We start from the raw sequence: 15,649 nt of genomic DNA, 5'->3' as shown, positions 1-15,649 counted from the left end.
TTGCGTGTTCACTAGACCAACACACTCCCCTTGGCATCAATCACACCCTGCGTCTCGGCCTCGCCCAGCAGCATCTCGTTATGCGCCTTGCCCGACGGGATCATGGGGAAGCAGTTTTCGTGCTTCTCCACCAGACAGTCGAACAGAACCGGACCGTCATGGTTGATCATCTCCATGATCGCATCATCCAGATCGTCCGGGTCGGAACACAAGATGCCCTTGGCCCCAAACGCCTCGGCCAGCTTCACGAAATCAGGCAGGCTTTCCGACCAGGAATGCGAATAGCGTTCGCCATGCAGCAGCTCCTGCCACTGGCGTACCATCCCCAGACGTTCGTTGTTCAGGATGAATTGTTTGACCGGCAGGTTGAACTGCATGGCCGTGCCAAGTTCCTGCATGTTCATCAGCCACGACGCTTCGCCCGCGACGTTGATCACCAGCGCCTCAGGATGGCCCATCTGCACACCGATAGAGGCAGGGAAGCCATAGCCCATGGTGCCAAGGCCGCCCGATGTCATCCACCGGTTGGGGTCCTCGAAGCCAAGATACTGCGCGGCCCACATCTGGTGCTGGCCCACTTCGGTGCAGATATAGCGGTCGTGATCCTTGGTCAGCGCCTCAAGCCGGGCCAGCGCGTGCTGCGGTTTGATGGTCTTGCCGGTCTGCTGGAACTTCAGGCAATCGACAGCCTTCCATTCCTCGATCTTTGACCACCATTGCGCGACGGCGGATTGGTTCGTCTTGCGCCCGCGCGACTTCCAGACCTTCAGGATGTCTTCCAGCACGTGGCCGACATCGCCCACAATCGGAATGTCCGCCTTGATCACCTTGTTGATCGAGGACGGGTCAATGTCGATATGTGCCTTCTTCGACTTCGGGCTAAAGGCGTCGATGCGCCCCGTGATCCGGTCGTCAAAGCGTGCGCCGATATTGATCATCAGGTCGCAGTCATGCATCGCCATATTGGCTTCATAAAGCCCGTGCATGCCCAGCATGCCCATCCAATGCTTGCCGCTCGCCGGATAACAACCCAGCCCCATGAGGGTTGAAGTGATGGGAAAGCCCGTCGCATCCACCAACTCTCGCAGAAGCTGGCTCGCACCGGGCCCGGAGTTGATCACGCCACCACCGGTGTAAAAGATCGGCCGCTTTGCCGTTTCGATGGCCGCAACCAGCTCCGTGATCGCCTCCATATCGCCCTTGACCTGCGGCTGGTAATGCGAGGTCGACGGTTTCGGCGGCTGATACGTGCCTTGGGCAAACTGAACGTCCTTCGGGATGTCGATCAGCACAGGGCCAGGGCGGCCTGCTGTGGCAACATGAAACGCCTCGTGCAGCACGCCGGGCAGCCTGTCGGTCTCCTTCACCAGCCAGTTGTGCTTGGTGCAGGGGCGGGTGATGCCAACCGTGTCAGCCTCCTGAAAGGCGTCCGACCCGATCATGAAGGTCGGCACCTGGCCCGTCAGCACCACAATCGGGATCGAATCCATCAGCGCATCGGTCAGCCCCGTCACGGCATTCGTCGCGCCGGGGCCCGAGGTCACCAAACACACACCCGGCTTGCCCGTGGCGCGGGCATAGCCCTCGGCGGCGTGCACCGCGCCCTGCTCGTGCCGCACCAAAATATGCTTGATCGAGTTCTGCTGAAAGATCTCGTCATAGATCGGTAGCACAGCGCCACCGGGATATCCGAATACCGTGTCCACACCCTGGTCGATCAGGGCTTGGACGACCATTTTCGCTCCGGTCATTTGACGTGTCATGTTCCGCGTGCTCCGATGTTGCGGTTTGTCATTGCGCATAAAAAAACCCCCGGGTTTCGGGGGCGCATGGGTGTCGGTCTGGAATTCCGTTACCGGCCCATGCGCGTGTCCACTACGATGACGACTAGTTCTGTCATACCTGACGGTCCTTCACTGCGTGGGCGGACATTATGCATGGCTCCAAGGGGCGTCAACAGCCGAAAACCAGAAAAATCTGTCTCGGGGCCAGAAAAATGCGCAATTATCTTGCGCAAACCCGCGGGCTACCGAAAGGAAGCGAATTTAGCGGCGGGGTGACGACCCCAAATCAGCCGGATTGCCGGTCATCGCGGCAATATCCCGACGCGCGGTCGTGGCCAGCATCTGAATCTCTTCGGCCAGCGTCTTGAACTCAACCGCAATCACGCCCAGGCCCCGGCCCGCATCACCAACGCGCGCCGCCTCGACCGAGGCGTTCAGCGACACCAGCCGCACATGCTTGCCGATCTGCTCCAGACGGCCCAGGGTTTTGGTGATGGCCTGACCGGCGGCAGCGGCATGTTCCACCTCCTGATGCCGCGTGGCATCCAGATCGGCCCACAACCCGTCGCAGAACGCAGTCACCTTTTCAAAGAACCCACCGCGCCCAACGCGCAAATGCTCCGCCAGCGCATCGCGCATCTGACGCACATCATCGCCCTCCGCGGCGATCACGACCGCATGGGTCAAATCCCGCATCTCAACAAAGGCCGTGACAGAGCGCGGGTGGGCCGCGCCATGCTGACCAATCCAGTCACACACCCAGCCCGGAACATCCTGCAACGGGTCGCTGCCCTGCACCAGCGACGCTGCACGCGCCACCGCCTCATCCTGTTCCCGCAGAACAGTGCGCCACTGCGCCCGCGTCTCGGCATCTTCGGGGCCCAGCGGATTGACCCGAAACAGATAGCTGCCAAAGAGTGCCGCGCGGATCGTACGCGCACGGGTTGTTGCAATCAGATCAATGGCCGATCTGCGCTGCGCAAATCGTTCCGCGTCCGTTTCGACGACCAGGGGTTTCGGCAATGGGTGCACCATATACCCCACTTGCCAGCAATGAATGTAGAAATGGTTAGTGCCGGGCGGCTACAGCGCGTTTCCCGTCCCCTGCAACACCCCATGCTCCAACGCATAGCGCGTCAAACCAGCGGTCGAGGATATGCCGAGCTTCCGCTTGATATTCTTGCGATGCGTCTCGACCGTCCGGACCGAGATGTCGAGTGCAATCGCCACCTCTTTGTTTGATAGCCCTTGTGCCAGTTGCAGCAGGATCGTCTGTTCGCGCCCCGTCAGCGCACCGGCCGTGTCCGACCGCTTGGGCGCAATCGCCCCCTCGGCCCCCGTGCACAGGTACCGTTCGCCCTTCATCACGGTCTCGACCGCCTCGGCGATCTCCTCCGTGGGCACGTCCTTCAGGACATAGCCCATCGCCCCATGGCTCAGCGCGGACGAGATATATTCGGGACTGTCATGCATCGACAGGATCAGAATCCGGGTGCCCGGGCGCTTCTCCAACACCAGTTCGGTGGCCGTCAGCCCGCCCATTTCAGGCATGTTCAGATCCATCAGGATCACGTCGGGGTCAAAATCATCCAACTGGTCCATCAGCATGCGGCCGTTGCTTAGGGTGCCGACAACGCTGATCCCGTCCTGATCCTCCAGCACGGATTGAATGCCCTGGGCGACCATCGGATGATCGTCAACGATAAGAACGCGAATAGTGTCGGTCATGCGCGTGCGCGCTCCTTCTTGGTCGTCGCGGTTTCGGGCGGCAACAGATGGGTCAAGGGGACAGTCGCCTCGATCACCGTACCACCATCGGGCCCGGCACCTGACAGGATACGCAAGGTGCCGTCCAGTTGCTCGACCCGTTCCTGCATATTGCGCAACCCGATGCCTGAGGATCGGCGGCTCAGCGTCCGGTCCAGCCCGACACCATTGTCCGAAATGCGCAGCGTCGCGCCGCGCTTGTGGCCGCGGATGTCCACGGACACATATGTCGCCGCCGCATGCCGCTCGATATTGGTCAGTGCCTCCTGCGCAATCCGGTAAAGCGCGATCTTGGCGTCCTGATCCAGCCGGTTTCGGAACACCACCGTATTGAACTCCGTTTCAACGCCGGTGCGGGTGGCAAAATCCTCCACCAGTGCCTTCAGCGCCGGGCCAAGCCCCAGATCATCCAGCGCACCGGGGCGCAGGTCACGGCTGATGCGCCGGACCTCGGAAATCGCGGTGCCCAGGTTTTCGATGCCTTGGGTCAGGGGCGTGGTCGGATCACCATTGCCCTTGTCCAGACGCCGCCGCGCACTGTCGAGCGCGTAGCGCACGCCCACAAGGATCTGGCTGATCCCGTCATGCAATTCGCGCGCCACACGGCCACGTTCCTCTTCCTGCGCGTCAAACACACGCTGGGTCAGCTTCTTCAGCTTGGCGTCCGCCAGACGCCGCTCGCGAATGTTCAGCGCCATGCCCGACCCGAACACCATCAGCAGAGCGGCCAGCGTAATGCCTGATATATAGTAGAAGGTGCGCTGCACCCGCGTCTCCACATCCGCGCGCGCTTCGGCCACAGATGTCAGCACATCGTCGATGAACACGCCTGTCCCCACAGCCCACCGCCACGACGGGAAGGATGTGACATAGGTGATCATCTCGGCCTCTTGCCCGTTCGATGGCTTGGGCCACAGATGGGTCAGGTATCCGTCGCCCTGCCGCGCAATGTCGATCAGGCGCGCCACCACGGGCGTGCCATCGCTGTCGGTCAGCTCCAGATGGTTGCGGTTGATCATGTTGGTCTGGCGCGGGTTCACGAGGTTCGTGCCGTCATAATCATAAACAAAGAAAAACCCCTCATCCCCGTAAATCATCGCAGAAAGGATCTGGGCCACCTGATCCTTCGCCTCCTGATCGTCAGGGGCGGCAGAGCCGTAGATAAAGTAGAACCCGTTGCGGGCCTGCGTGACGTAATTGCGCAACTCGCGCTTCTTGGCCTCGATCAGTTGCGATTCCAGCGCCTGTATCTCGCGCTCGGCCAGCGCACGGGACTGTACGGCCACAAGCAAGGCAATGGCCGCCACCGCAAGGATCAGCGGAACCGCCGCCACAAGGGACAGCTTCTGCGCATAGCTCAGGCGCATATGGGAAAAGATGTCGCGCACAGTCTGATTCGATACGCGGAATGGCGCTCGAATCAAAGGGGCAGGGGGTGTTTTGATCGCGCTAACAGGATGACTTCGGTGTGTTCGGGGCGTTTAGCGATGGTGAAATTGGTGAAAAATCCTGACCAAAATCGGCAAATTGCCAGCTTTCTACGCAGTACTAGGTATTTTCTTCGCGGACCTCATCACTAATGTGGCCGCACTCGAAACGATCCGCCCGCCCTGGGAGGGGACGGGTGTTATAATTGGGAGGAGTATCTCTATGGATCGTCGTTCTTTTCTAAAGACATCGGCACTGGGTGGTTCGGCTGCCGCCGCCACGACGCTGGCCGCACCGGCGTATGCGCAAGGCAAGCGCACGCTGACAATGGTCACCTCGTGGCCGCGCGGCTTTGCCGTTCTGGATGATGCGGCAACGTATCTTGAGCAATTCGTGGGCGCGATGTCCGATGGCCAGCTGACCATCGAGAAAAAAGCCCCCGGTGAGCTTGTGGGCGCCTTCGAAGTGTTCGACGCCGTGTCGTCGGGCCAGGCGGACATGTATCACTCGGCTGACTACTACTTCATCGGTCAGCACCCGGGCTACGCCTACTTCACCGCCGTGCCCTTCGGCGGCACCGCGCAGGAAGTGACCAACTGGTACGAGCACGGCGGCGGCCAGGAGCTGCACGACGAGCTGGGCGAAATCTTCAACCTCAAGGGTCTGCTGGCCGGTAACTCCGGTTCGCAATCCGGTGGCTGGTTCCGCAACGAGATCAACTCAGCGGCTGACTTCAACGGCCTGAAGTTCCGTATGCCCGGTCTGGGCGGCAAGGTTCTGGGTAAACTGGGCGCATCCGTCCAAAACATCCCCGGTGGCGAACTGTATCAGGCGCTGTCCTCTGGTGCCCTCGACGGTCTGGAGTGGGTTGGCCCGATGGCTGACGAACGCGCGGGCTTCCAGGAAGTGGCGAAAGTCTACTACACCGCCGGCTTCCACGAGCCTGGCTCGGCTCTGGCCGCCAACGTCAACCTCGACGTCTGGAACGACCTGACACCGCAACAGCAAGCGATCCTGACCAACGCATCGCGCGCCACCACGCACTACCAGCTGGCCGAAACACTGGCCAACAATGGTGCGGCCCTGGCCCGTCTGCAACAGCAGGGCGTCAAGACGCTGCAATTCTCGGACGACGTCTGGGACGCATTCGGTGCCGCCTCGGCAGAGGTCATGGACGAGAACATGGGCGACGAGCTCTTTGCGAAAATCCGCGCCTCGTTCGAAGCCAGCCTCGCCAACTCCGCAAGCTGGATTAACAAATCCGACGGCTACTACGTCCAACAGCGCGTGCGCGTGCTGGGCGGCTAAGCCGACACCATCAAACCACATCAAGGGCCCCGATGATCGGGGCCCTTGGTCCACGTGAGGAACTGAGGCGATCCGCGGGCCAGCACAGGGCCGCATCGCAGGGGGCACATCCATGGAAAACGAGAACGGGGCGGAAGCCGCGGGCACCTTTGCAACGTTGATAGACGGCATCCTGTGGTTCTTTCAGAACCTCGCAATGGCCTTCTACAACATCGCCTATGCGATCAGCCACCCGGGGTCATGGCTGGACTGGGTCACCTGGGCCAACACCGACGAAGACAAGCTGTCGCTGATGAAATTCATCTACTACGGCGGCTCGGTCGAGTTCTTCTTTGCCATCCTCGCGATCATCGTCGTGGTCACGGCCATCGGGCTCTGGCGCAACGAATTCATGTGGGGCTGCGTGCGGGTGATGGAGGGCATCGCCAACACCACCGGCCGCTTCTTTGCCTGGGCGGGTCTCTTGATGGTGATCCAGCAGATCATCATCGTGTTCATGCAGCGGATCTTCACCCGGCCCGACATCTCCATCGGCTTCGGCATCCCGCTGCAATTCGACATCTCGTGGTTTGCGGAAGAGCTGAAACTCTACAACGCACTCGTCGTCTGCCTTTGCGTCACCTATACGTTTGTGCAGGGCGGACACGTGCGGGTCGACCTGATCTACTCGGCGGTCAAGCACCGGACCAAGCGCATCATCGACATGTGCGGCTGTGTCCTGTTCATGGCACCCTCGGCCACGCTGATCTGGATGTATGGCTGGTACTTCCTGTGGCGGCACCTGGTGACTCCGAAACCGGCGGCAAGCTGGGACCTCGAACGGGCGGAACGCTCGGCACGGGCGGTGCGCTGGAACGTCGAAACCATCGGCTTCAGCCCCAACGGCTTCAACGGCTACTTCCTGTTCAAAATCCTGCTGGTGGCCTTTGCCGGGCTCGTCTTCCTGCACGCCATTGCCTTCTTCTACCGCTCCTTCCTCGAATGGAAGGAAGGCGAAGAAAGCGCAGGCAAATACCTCGACCGCGACAGCCTGGGCGAGGGCGAAGAAGCCTACGAGGGGACACACTGATGATGGCCGCTCAAACATCCAATTCGCGCAGCACGCGCACCCAAGAACTCAAGTAAGGGCTGACCCATGTTGTTTGGACTTGATGGCGTAGAGATCGGCCTGATCATCGTCTTTATCTGCCTCTTCGGCGGCATTCTTTCCGGCTTTCCCGTGGCTTTCGCCATCGCGGGGGCGGGTGTCATTTCCTTCGGGATCATCGCTGCACTCGACAGTGCGGGGCTACTGATCCACCAGGCGATTGACCAAAGCACACAAGCCTACCGCGACCTCGTGAACTCAGGCATCAAACCCGACACGATCAGCGTCTTCCGATACCCGGACTTGCCGCGCATCGGTGAACCCGTCTTCCCCCGTGGCTGGGAAGTGGCGCTTGACCGCAACGTGTCCTTTGTCGTGAACCGGATGAACGAACGTGTCCTCGCGGGCCAGTCGATTGAAACGCTGCTGGCGGTGCTGATGTTCGTGCTGATGGGCATCACACTGGAGCGGTCCAAGATTGCAAACGACCTGCTGACCACCATGGCGCGCGTCTTTGGCCCGCTGCCCGGCGGTCTGGCGGTGTCGATTGTTGTCGTGGGCGCGTTCCTCGCGGCCTCCACCGGGATCGTTGGCGCAACCGTGGTCACGATGGGTCTGCTCGCCCTGCCGACCATGCTGCGCAACAACTACTCGCCGGAAATCGCAACAGGGGTCATCGCGGCCTCCGGCACGCTGGGGCAGATCATTCCGCCCTCTATTGTGATCGTTCTTCTGGGCACGCTGGCCGGTGACCTTTATTCGGCCGCACAGGAAAACCGCGCGCAGCTTGCGGGCTGTACCGACGCGCTGACCTATTTGGGGGAACCTGCGGTCGTGTCGGTGGGCACGCTGTTCCAGGCGGCACTCCTGCCGGGGATCATGCTGGCGCTGCTCTATGCGCTCTACGCCTTCGGCTACGCGCTTTTGAACCCGGACAAGGCGCCTGCGGTCGAAATGGGCGCCACCAACGCCGAACCGATCACCCGCAACGAAGCCTTCACATGGTTCCTGGGCGCACCTGTCCTGATCATCGTGGGCACGATCCTGCTGGGCAACCTCAACGTCGTGGGCAGCCAATCCACGCAGGTCTCGGCCTTCTCTGACATTGGTCAATCAGCCAGCCTGCGCACCAATGTCGGTGACGAGTGCAAAGCGGCGATGATCGAATTGCATGGTCAGGCGGCCTGGGACGACGCTGTCGCTCAACAGGAAGAGATCGACGCCAACGGTGGCGTGCAGCAATCCCAGCGCCTCACGGACGAGGAATTCGCCGCAGCTGTCGACGCCAAGGTCGCAAATGCAGCGCCCATCGGCACAGGCACGGCCATCCTGCTGGTCCTGCTCGGCCTGATCCTGACCACGGCCAAGGGCATCGCGCCCAGCCGTGAAAACCAGCCGCTGCTGATCGGTGGGATCGGGGTGGTGTTGGCGCTTATGGCTGACATCATCCTGCTCGGGCCGCTCAACAGCGCGGGCTACTACGTGTTCGTCATGGCGATCCCCTTCGCGCTGATCATGTATGGCGTGGTCGAGGGCGTGAAGCGTTGCGCCCAGAACGAGCTGGTGCGCGTGGTCTTCCCGCCGCTGATCCTGATCGTCGCCGTGCTTGGCTCGATCCTGGGCGGCATCACCAACCCGACGCCTGCGGCTGCACTGGGGGCAGGTGGGGCGATCATGCTCGCGGCCTACCGGAAGCTGACGGATATGGACCGTAGCCCCAAGGTGATCATCTGGTCCACGTTGGCCATCGTGGTCTGTATCCTTGTCGGGGTGAACTTCGATCTGCGGATCAACCAGCAGAACGTGTCCGCGCAAAGCTGGTTCGCCTTCTTCGTGGCCTATGGCGCCTATCTCTATGCGCTGTTCGGTCTGCTGTTCTCGTGCTGGATCCTCTACACCTCGGGCGTTCTGTCGCCGGTGGTGCGGGAGACGGCCAAGGTCACGTCGATGGTCTTCACCATCCTCATCGGCTCGCAGCTTCTGAACCTCGTGGTCATCTCCTTCGGGGGCGAGCATTACATCCAACAGTTCCTCAAGTCCTTTGACAACGAGTTCACGGTCTTCCTGATCGTGATGCTGGTGCTGTTCGTGCTGGGCTTCGTTCTGGACTTCCTCGAGATCATCTACATCGTGATCCCGATTGTGGGACCTGTGATCTACGGCGGCACGTTTGATCCCAAATGGGTGACGATCATGATCGCGGTGAACCTGCAGACGTCCTTCCTGACACCGCCCTTCGGCTTTGCGCTCTTCTATCTCAGGGGGGTTGCACCGAAGGAGGTCACGACCGGCCACATCTACCGCGGGATCATCCCCTTCGTGTTGATCCAGGTGGCAGGGCTCGCGCTCTTGTGGACGTTCCCGGGGATCGTGACCCTCATTCCGGACCTGATCCCGAACTGATCCAAAGGAAAGGGCGGCCAAATGGCCGCCCTTGCTTCATTATGAGGGGGCTTTGCCCCCGCCGCCCATGGCGGCTCCCCCAGGATTTTTTTGAAACAGGGAATTCGAACCGGTCCGCGCAGCGGCAAACGCCGTGGGGGAGTGTTTGAGGTTCGAATGGGCGGAGCCCCGGAGCAACAGGCTTCCCGGAAACGCTCTGGGGGAGCGTTTCGCCTGCGAATGGGCGGAGCCCCGAAGCCAAGGGCGCAGCGGTAGTCACCGCAACTCCTAACAAAGAGTAAATCCACCCCCGCAAGCCCTTGATTCCACGTAGGTGCTAAGCCGTCCCACAATGGGACGCCCATTCAAGGCTTATGGGTCGGCCGCGTGTCCGGCAGCGAAATATTGGCCACCTGCTCCGCAATCGGATCGGTCGACAAGGGGTGCGTATCGGGGCTGAAATTCTCCGGATCCCGCATCTTCTGCCAGCGCCCGCCAAGGTAGACCTCAAGCCCGGAAAACTTGGACTTGTACCCCATTTTCTGACTGCCGGGCACCCAGTAGCCAAGGTAGACATAAGGCAGGTTCGCCTCCTGCGCGATCTTGATGTGATCAAGGATCATATAGGTCCCCAGCGAGTGCCGCTGCATGTCCGGCGCGTAAAAGCTGTAGACCATGCTGAGCCCGTCGCTCAGGACATCCGTCAGGCTTACGCCGATCAGATCGCCCGAGGTCTTGTCCAGATACTCGATAACCCGGCTGCGGATCGGGGTCTCTTCGATCATGGCGGCGAATTCGAACACGTCCATATCGGCCATGCCACCATCAGCATGGCGGCTGTCGAGATATTCGCGGAACAGGGCATACTGGTCCTCGGTCGCCCAAGGCGAGGTCGCGCGCCGCTCCAGATTCGCGTTCCGCTTGCTGGTTCTTTTCTGGCTCTTGGACGGCTTGAAGGCCGATACATCAATCCGTGCCGAAAGGCAGGCCGAGCAGTCCGCGCAGGACGGGCGGTAGAGCACGTTCTGAGAGCGGCGAAAGCCCTGCTGGCTCAGGCTGTCATTGAGTTTTTCGGCGTTTTCACCCTGCAGTGCGGTAAACAGCTTCCGCTCCATCCGCCCGTCAAGATACGGGCAGGGCTGTGGCGCAGTCACGTAGAACTGCGGAGCAAGGGGAAGCGTGTGGCGCATCGGGATCCAATGACTATTTCGCGGAGATGATACCAGCGCTTCTTGTGCTGACAAGTGTGTAACGTGCCGTCAGGCCCGGGCACGACGATTGAGCGCGGCGCTGCCCATCACGATGTCGGTCAAACCTTGGCCTCGGTTGGATGTGGCCATCAGGACAATCGAGATCAATTGCAAGGGCGCGACCGCCCAGCTGACCGTGTAGCCCAACGTGTGCAGAAAGGCCTGTCCCAGATCGAAACGCGCGCCAGAGGCATCGCGTAACTCGATCGCCATCAGGCGCATGCCCCACGTGGCGGACCCGGTGGCGAGCGTGATCATACGGTACATGAAACCCACGACTGCATAGAGACCCATAAACACGAAGAGCGCCAAAAACGCCGTGAAGGGCACGATCAGCAGACAGAACAGGCCGATGATGATGGTGTCGATGATCCATGCCGCAAACCGTTTGCCCGCGACATCGCGATAGAATTGCGGCTGGGTGATCGGATCGGCGAGGTGCATGGGGGTGCTCCGTGCAGACATAATTATGGCCCCGGATTGCGCCGGGGCCGACATACGGACGTGCGCTTAGTCTTCGGATTTCGCGGCCTTGGCGCGTTCGTTCATGAATTGGTCGAACTCGGCCTTGTCCTTGGCTTCGCGCAGACGCTCGAGGAAGGCTTCGAAATTGTGCTGTTCTTCTTCCAGACGGCGCAGCGTGTCGGCCTTGTAGGCGTCGAACGCCGAGTTGCCGGTCGAGCGCATTGTGGTCATCGCGCCACCCATGCGGCGCGGCGTGCAGGATTTCGAGAACATGCGTTTGCTCCAGATCATGTAGGCCAGCAGGGCGAGGCCGACGGGCCAGAAAAAGATGAAACCGAGGACCATGGCCGCGATCCAGGCACCCTTGCCGCGTTCATCGAGCCAGCGTTCGGTCTTGGAAAACCAGCCGCCTGCGCTGTGTTCGGCGGGGGCAGTGGTGGACATGGACGTCATTTTCAAACCTTTCACAAAGGCGGGGTCGGCGCCCCGGTGATGTGTGTGACTGTATGTGAAGCCGTTTCACATCATAAAAGATTGGGGTTGTGACCCGACGTTGCAAGGGTTGATGTGAATGTTTTTTACATATGTTGGATTTACGACGTAAAATCAGATATTTGTGCGCCGGAAAGCTGCAGTAAATCATCCAGCGCGGCCCGAAAAACATGGTGCGGCGTGCCCGCAGCGGCCCAAACAGCGTCGAAATCACTCAACCTGGGGTCGAAAAAGGCGCGGATCGGGTTGATATGGCCCACCGGGGCGACCCCACCGATGGCAAAGCCGGTTTGGGCCCGGATCAGGGCGGCGTCAGCCTTGCCAAGCGCTTCACCCGTAACCTCAGTCGCTTTGACTGTGTCGACCGTATTGCCGCCTGCCGTGATGAACAGGATGGCGGTCCCTCTGTGCTCGCCCCGGAAAATGATGGATTTGGCGATCTGGTCGATCTCGCAGCCGATCGCGGTTGCCGCATCCGCTGCCGTCCTGGCAAGTGGCGTTTCCATGATCTCGGTATCGATGCCCGCCGCCTCAAGAGTGGCGCGGACACGTTTCAGGCTCTTGCTCATGGCGCGACCCTGTCGTGAGACGAAAGCCGGTGCAAGAGGCATTGACGCGCCCCCGCGCGGCTTCGATGGTGCGCGCATGCGCTTGGCCGACCATATCACCCGCGTTCCACGCGCCTTTGATCCTGAACGGGGGGCGGCGGTGGCGGCACTTGTGCCTGACATCACCGATGACATGCGCGACGTGATTGTGGGCACCGCCGGGTGCAGCCCCTACCTGGCTGGGTTGATCGAGAAAGAGGCCACCTGGCTGCCGCAGGCGATGGATGACACAGACGCGGCGCTGGCACAGGTGTTGTCGCCGCCCGAAGCGGACGTCACTACGTTGAAGCCCGCACTGCGCCAGGCCAAGCGGCGGGTGGCGCTGCTGGCCGGTCTGGCGGATCTCGCAGGCGCGTGGACGCTGGAACAGGTCACGAGTGCGCTTACACGGTTGGCTGATATGGCATGCGATGTGGCCCTGACCGCTGCGCTGGCAGAGCAGGTGCGTCGGGGCAAGCTACCGGACACGGATGTGGGCGTTTTTGTCCTGGCCATGGGCAAGATGGGCGCGGGCGAGTTGAACTATTCCTCGGACATCGACCTGATCTGCCTGTTCGATGAAACGCGCCATGACCCCGCCGACTATGCCGCTGTACGCAAGGCCTGCGTGCGGGCGGTGCAGGACATGTGCAAGGTGCTGAGCGATCTGACGCCGGACGGCTATGTCTTTCGCACCGACCTGCGGCTGCGGCCAGACCCATCGGTGAACCCCGTCGTGCTGTCGGCGGGCGCGGCAGAGCGGTATTACGAAAGCCTTGGCCGCACATGGGAGCGCGCGGCCTATATCAAGGCGCGGCCCTGCGCAGGCGACATCGCGGCGGGGCAGGCGTTTCTGGAGGAGTTGCGCCCGTTTGTCTGGCGCCGCCATCTCGACTTTGCCGCCGTGCAGGACGCGCATGACATGCGCCTCGCCATACGCGCCCACAAGGGGACCGGCGGGCCAATCACACTGCCGGGCCATGATATGAAGCTGGGGCGTGGCGGCATCCGCGAGATCGAGTTTTTTACCCAAACCCGGCAGTTGATTGCGGGGGGGCGGGACGCTGACCTGCGGGTGCGCGACACGGTGACTGGCTTGCAGCGGCTAGCTGAGAAAGACTGGGTGACAGCAGGCACGCGCGACATGCTGATCGACCACTACCGCTTTGCCCGCACGGTGGAGCACCGCGTTCAGATGCAGCGCGATGCGCAGACGCACAAGCTGCCGGGCAGCGATGAGGGGTTCGAGCGGCTGGCGGCGATGATGGCGACGGATCGTGCCGCGCTTGAGGCCGAGTTGCGCGACCGCCTGTCGGCTGTCCACGCCGAGACAGAAGGGTTCTTTGCCCCCGACGCTGCTGAGCCGACCCCGACTGTCGCGCTGGATGCCGCCATGCAATCGCGTTGGCGCAACTATCCCGCGCTGCGCAGTGCCCGCGGGGCGGCGCTCTTTGACCGGATCGAGCCGATGCTGATGGAGCGGCTGGGCGCTGCCACGAAGCCGCAGGAGGCGCTCGCGGCCTTTGACGGCTTTCTCGCGGGTCTGCCCGCCGGGGTGCAGCTGTTTTCGCTGTTCGAGGCGAACCCGCAGCTTGTCGATCTGCTGGTGGATATTGTGGGCACGTCGCCTGCTTTGGCGCACTATCTGTCACGCAACGCGGCGGTCTTGGATGCCGTCATCGGCGGCAGTTTCTTTGCCCCCTGGCCGGGGCGGGATGCGCTTACCGAGATGGCGGTGGACCGCCTTACTGCGGAGGATGACTACGAGGCCAAGCTCGACGCCATTCGCGCCTGGGCCAAGGAATGGCACTTTCGCATCGGAGTGCATCACTTGCGGCAACTGACCTCGGCCATCGAGGCGGGCAAGCAGTATAGCGATCTGGCGCGCGCCAGCATCGCGGCCCTTTGGCCTGAGGTGCAGGCCCAGTTTGCCAAGCGCCACGGGCCGCCGCCCGGGCGTGGAGGCGTCATCCTGGGGATGGGTAGCCTGGGTGCCGGGCACCTGACGCCGCAATCCGATCTGGACCTGATCGTGGTGTATGACCCGCTCGACGATGAACAGTCCGAGGGCAAACGCCCTTTGCCCGTCGGCAGCTACTATGCGCGATTGACGCAGGCCATGATCACGGCGGTCACGACCCAGACGGCGCAGGGGCGTCTCTATGAGGCCGATATGCGCCTGCGCCCCTCTGGCAATCAGGGTCCGGTTGCGACAAGCTGGCCGTCCTTTCAGCGCTATCAGCGCGAGGATGCCTGGCTGTGGGAGCATCTGGCGCTGGTGCGGGCGACGGTCGTTGCGGGGCCGGAGGCGCTGACCGGGGATATTGCTGCCTTTCGCGAAGAGATCATGCAGCGGCCACGGGACCAGTCAGACGTCTTGGCCGAACTCGCCCAGATGCGCGCGCGGATTGCGGCGGCCAAGCAGCCCGCGTCTATCTGGGATGCCAAGATCGGGCCGGGGCGCTTGCAGGACATCGAACTCTTGGCGCAAACGGGGGCCGTTTTGACGGGCGCGCTGCGGTCGGGCGTCAGCGCCGGGCTAGACGCTTGTGTCGCCGCCGGTGTACTGAGCGACGCAGATGCACAACATCTGGCGCAGACCCATGCACTACTCTGGGCCGTGCAGATCGCCTCGCGTCTGCTGAGCACGCAGGCCGTGGATATGGATGATCTGGGTGCTGGCGGGCAGGACGTGTTGCTGCGGGCGGTTGGCTGTGATGTACGCGAGGCGGCGGAGCGGCAGTTGCGGGATGCAATTGAGCGCACAGCGGGGATCATCGGGAACGCGGTAGGGGCAGCGGAGTGATACAAAAGGGTGATGATCTGGACCCCAAGGGTCTGATCTTTGAAGCGTACCGCATTGACGGGATCTCCGGTCCGGAATGCCGGACCATCTTTCTGGATTGGGCGCTGAGCATACCCGGTACCACGGTGCCTGCTGATCTGATCACAGCGCTTTTGCAGCGGTATGAAGGCGCATATCCCGACCATCCGATGACGGAGACGCTGAAAGAGGGGTTGGAGAGGATAGGACAGCCGCGCCGCCGCGGCGGGTGGCGCAGTCGGCCCCGCGATGCATAACGCGCGACCGGTCGCGCG

Annotated in this window: 13 protein-coding genes; 5 read left to right on the top strand and 8 right to left on the bottom strand. The window is 61.9% G+C overall.

Going from position 1 to position 15,649, the window contains the following annotated elements:
• Positions 1-11 precede the first annotated feature (11 nt).
• The 4 genes from RA29_RS15315 to RA29_RS15300 all read right to left on the bottom strand — a co-directional run bounded on the left by RA29_RS15315 (position 12) and on the right by RA29_RS15300 (position 4,918).
• On the bottom strand, positions 12-1,763 hold the full coding sequence (locus RA29_RS15315) for an acetolactate synthase 3 large subunit (protein ID WP_039687882.1): 1,752 nt from the start codon (positions 1,761-1,763) through the stop codon (positions 12-14).
• Between the two features lie 282 nt (positions 1,764-2,045).
• Positions 2,046-2,807 (bottom strand): methyl-accepting chemotaxis protein, encoded by a 762-nt coding sequence (locus RA29_RS23780; RefSeq protein WP_275041509.1) that lies wholly within the window; start codon positions 2,805-2,807, stop codon positions 2,046-2,048.
• Between the two features lie 60 nt (positions 2,808-2,867).
• Positions 2,868-3,512 (bottom strand): response regulator transcription factor, encoded by a 645-nt coding sequence (locus RA29_RS15305; protein ID WP_039687333.1) that lies wholly within the window; start codon positions 3,510-3,512, stop codon positions 2,868-2,870.
• Complete coding sequence (locus RA29_RS15300) at positions 3,509-4,918, bottom strand: cache domain-containing protein (protein WP_039687880.1); 1,410 nt, start codon at positions 4,916-4,918, stop codon at positions 3,509-3,511. Before RA29_RS15300 ends, RA29_RS15305 begins: the two co-directional genes overlap by 4 nt.
• Before the next feature lie 283 nt (positions 4,919-5,201).
• Here RA29_RS15300 and RA29_RS15295 point away from each other — a divergent pair, with 283 nt between their 5' ends.
• The 3 genes from RA29_RS15295 (at position 5,202) to RA29_RS15285 (ending at position 9,777) form a co-directional block, all read left to right on the top strand.
• Positions 5,202-6,287, top strand: a complete 1,086-nt coding sequence (locus RA29_RS15295) for a TRAP transporter substrate-binding protein (protein ID WP_039687331.1) — start codon at positions 5,202-5,204, stop codon at positions 6,285-6,287.
• Between the two features lie 112 nt (positions 6,288-6,399).
• A complete protein-coding gene (locus RA29_RS15290; RefSeq protein WP_193743540.1) occupies positions 6,400-7,356 on the top strand; it encodes a TRAP transporter small permease subunit in 957 nt (318 codons plus the stop codon).
• A 66-nt stretch (positions 7,357-7,422) separates the two neighbouring features.
• Positions 7,423-9,777: a TRAP transporter large permease subunit gene (locus RA29_RS15285; RefSeq protein ID WP_039687329.1), complete on the top strand. Its 2,355-nt coding sequence runs from the start codon at positions 7,423-7,425 to the stop codon at positions 9,775-9,777.
• A 344-nt stretch (positions 9,778-10,121) separates the two neighbouring features.
• Here RA29_RS15285 and RA29_RS15280 read toward each other — a convergent pair whose 3' ends face one another.
• From RA29_RS15280 to RA29_RS15265, 4 genes are all read right to left on the bottom strand, one after another.
• Positions 10,122-10,946, bottom strand: a complete 825-nt coding sequence (locus tag RA29_RS15280) for an arginyltransferase (RefSeq protein ID WP_039687327.1) — start codon at positions 10,944-10,946, stop codon at positions 10,122-10,124.
• Positions 10,947-11,015: 69 nt separating this feature from the next.
• Positions 11,016-11,450, bottom strand: coding sequence for an RDD family protein (locus RA29_RS15275; RefSeq protein WP_241462621.1), 435 nt, complete (start codon positions 11,448-11,450; stop codon positions 11,016-11,018).
• A gap of 66 nt (positions 11,451-11,516) precedes the next feature.
• Complete coding sequence (locus tag RA29_RS15270; RefSeq protein ID WP_039687323.1) at positions 11,517-11,924, bottom strand: DUF2852 domain-containing protein; 408 nt, start codon at positions 11,922-11,924, stop codon at positions 11,517-11,519.
• 140 nt (positions 11,925-12,064) lie between these two features.
• The gene (locus tag RA29_RS15265; RefSeq protein WP_039687320.1) at positions 12,065-12,532 is read right to left on the bottom strand and encodes a YbaK/EbsC family protein; all 468 of its coding nucleotides are present in this window, start codon (positions 12,530-12,532) and stop codon (positions 12,065-12,067) included.
• A gap of 76 nt (positions 12,533-12,608) precedes the next feature.
• On the opposite strand from RA29_RS15265, the gene RA29_RS15260 reads away from it, so the two are divergent.
• On the top strand, positions 12,609-15,356 hold the full coding sequence (locus tag RA29_RS15260) for a [glutamate--ammonia-ligase] adenylyltransferase (protein WP_039687876.1): 2,748 nt from the start codon (positions 12,609-12,611) through the stop codon (positions 15,354-15,356).
• A complete protein-coding gene (locus RA29_RS15255) occupies positions 15,356-15,631 on the top strand; it encodes a hypothetical protein (protein WP_039687874.1) in 276 nt (91 codons plus the stop codon). The genes RA29_RS15260 and RA29_RS15255 overlap by 1 nt, the downstream gene beginning before the upstream one ends.
• Positions 15,632-15,649: the final 18 nt, after the last annotated feature.

The organism is Tateyamaria sp. ANG-S1 (assembly GCF_000814025.1).
Taxonomy (GTDB): Bacteria; Pseudomonadota; Alphaproteobacteria; order Rhodobacterales; family Rhodobacteraceae; genus Tateyamaria.
Note: the sequence above shows the minus strand (reverse complement) of the source record. Positions and strands in the feature narration are given on the sequence as shown.

Excerpts from the sequence above, each read along its gene's own strand:
- RA29_RS15285 (WP_039687329.1), top strand. The coding sequence starts at position 7,423 with ATGTTGTTTGGACTTGATGGCGTAGAGATCGGCCTGATCATCGTCTTT.
- RA29_RS15295 (WP_039687331.1), top strand. The coding sequence starts at position 5,202 with ATGGATCGTCGTTCTTTTCTAAAGACATCGGCACTGGGTGGTTCGGCT.
- RA29_RS15275 (WP_241462621.1), bottom strand. The coding sequence starts at position 11,450 with ATGCACCTCGCCGATCCGATCACCCAGCCGCAATTCTATCGCGATGTC.
- RA29_RS15260 (WP_039687876.1), top strand. The coding sequence starts at position 12,609 with ATGCGCTTGGCCGACCATATCACCCGCGTTCCACGCGCCTTTGATCCT.
- RA29_RS15290 (WP_193743540.1), top strand. The coding sequence starts at position 6,400 with ATGGAAAACGAGAACGGGGCGGAAGCCGCGGGCACCTTTGCAACGTTG.
- RA29_RS15300 (WP_039687880.1), bottom strand. The coding sequence starts at position 4,918 with ATGCGCCTGAGCTATGCGCAGAAGCTGTCCCTTGTGGCGGCGGTTCCG.
- RA29_RS15270 (WP_039687323.1), bottom strand. The coding sequence starts at position 11,924 with ATGACGTCCATGTCCACCACTGCCCCCGCCGAACACAGCGCAGGCGGC.
- RA29_RS15315 (WP_039687882.1), bottom strand. The coding sequence starts at position 1,763 with ATGACACGTCAAATGACCGGAGCGAAAATGGTCGTCCAAGCCCTGATC.
- RA29_RS15265 (WP_039687320.1), bottom strand. The coding sequence starts at position 12,532 with ATGAGCAAGAGCCTGAAACGTGTCCGCGCCACTCTTGAGGCGGCGGGC.
- RA29_RS15305 (WP_039687333.1), bottom strand. The coding sequence starts at position 3,512 with ATGACCGACACTATTCGCGTTCTTATCGTTGACGATCATCCGATGGTC.
- RA29_RS15280 (WP_039687327.1), bottom strand. The coding sequence starts at position 10,946 with ATGCGCCACACGCTTCCCCTTGCTCCGCAGTTCTACGTGACTGCGCCA.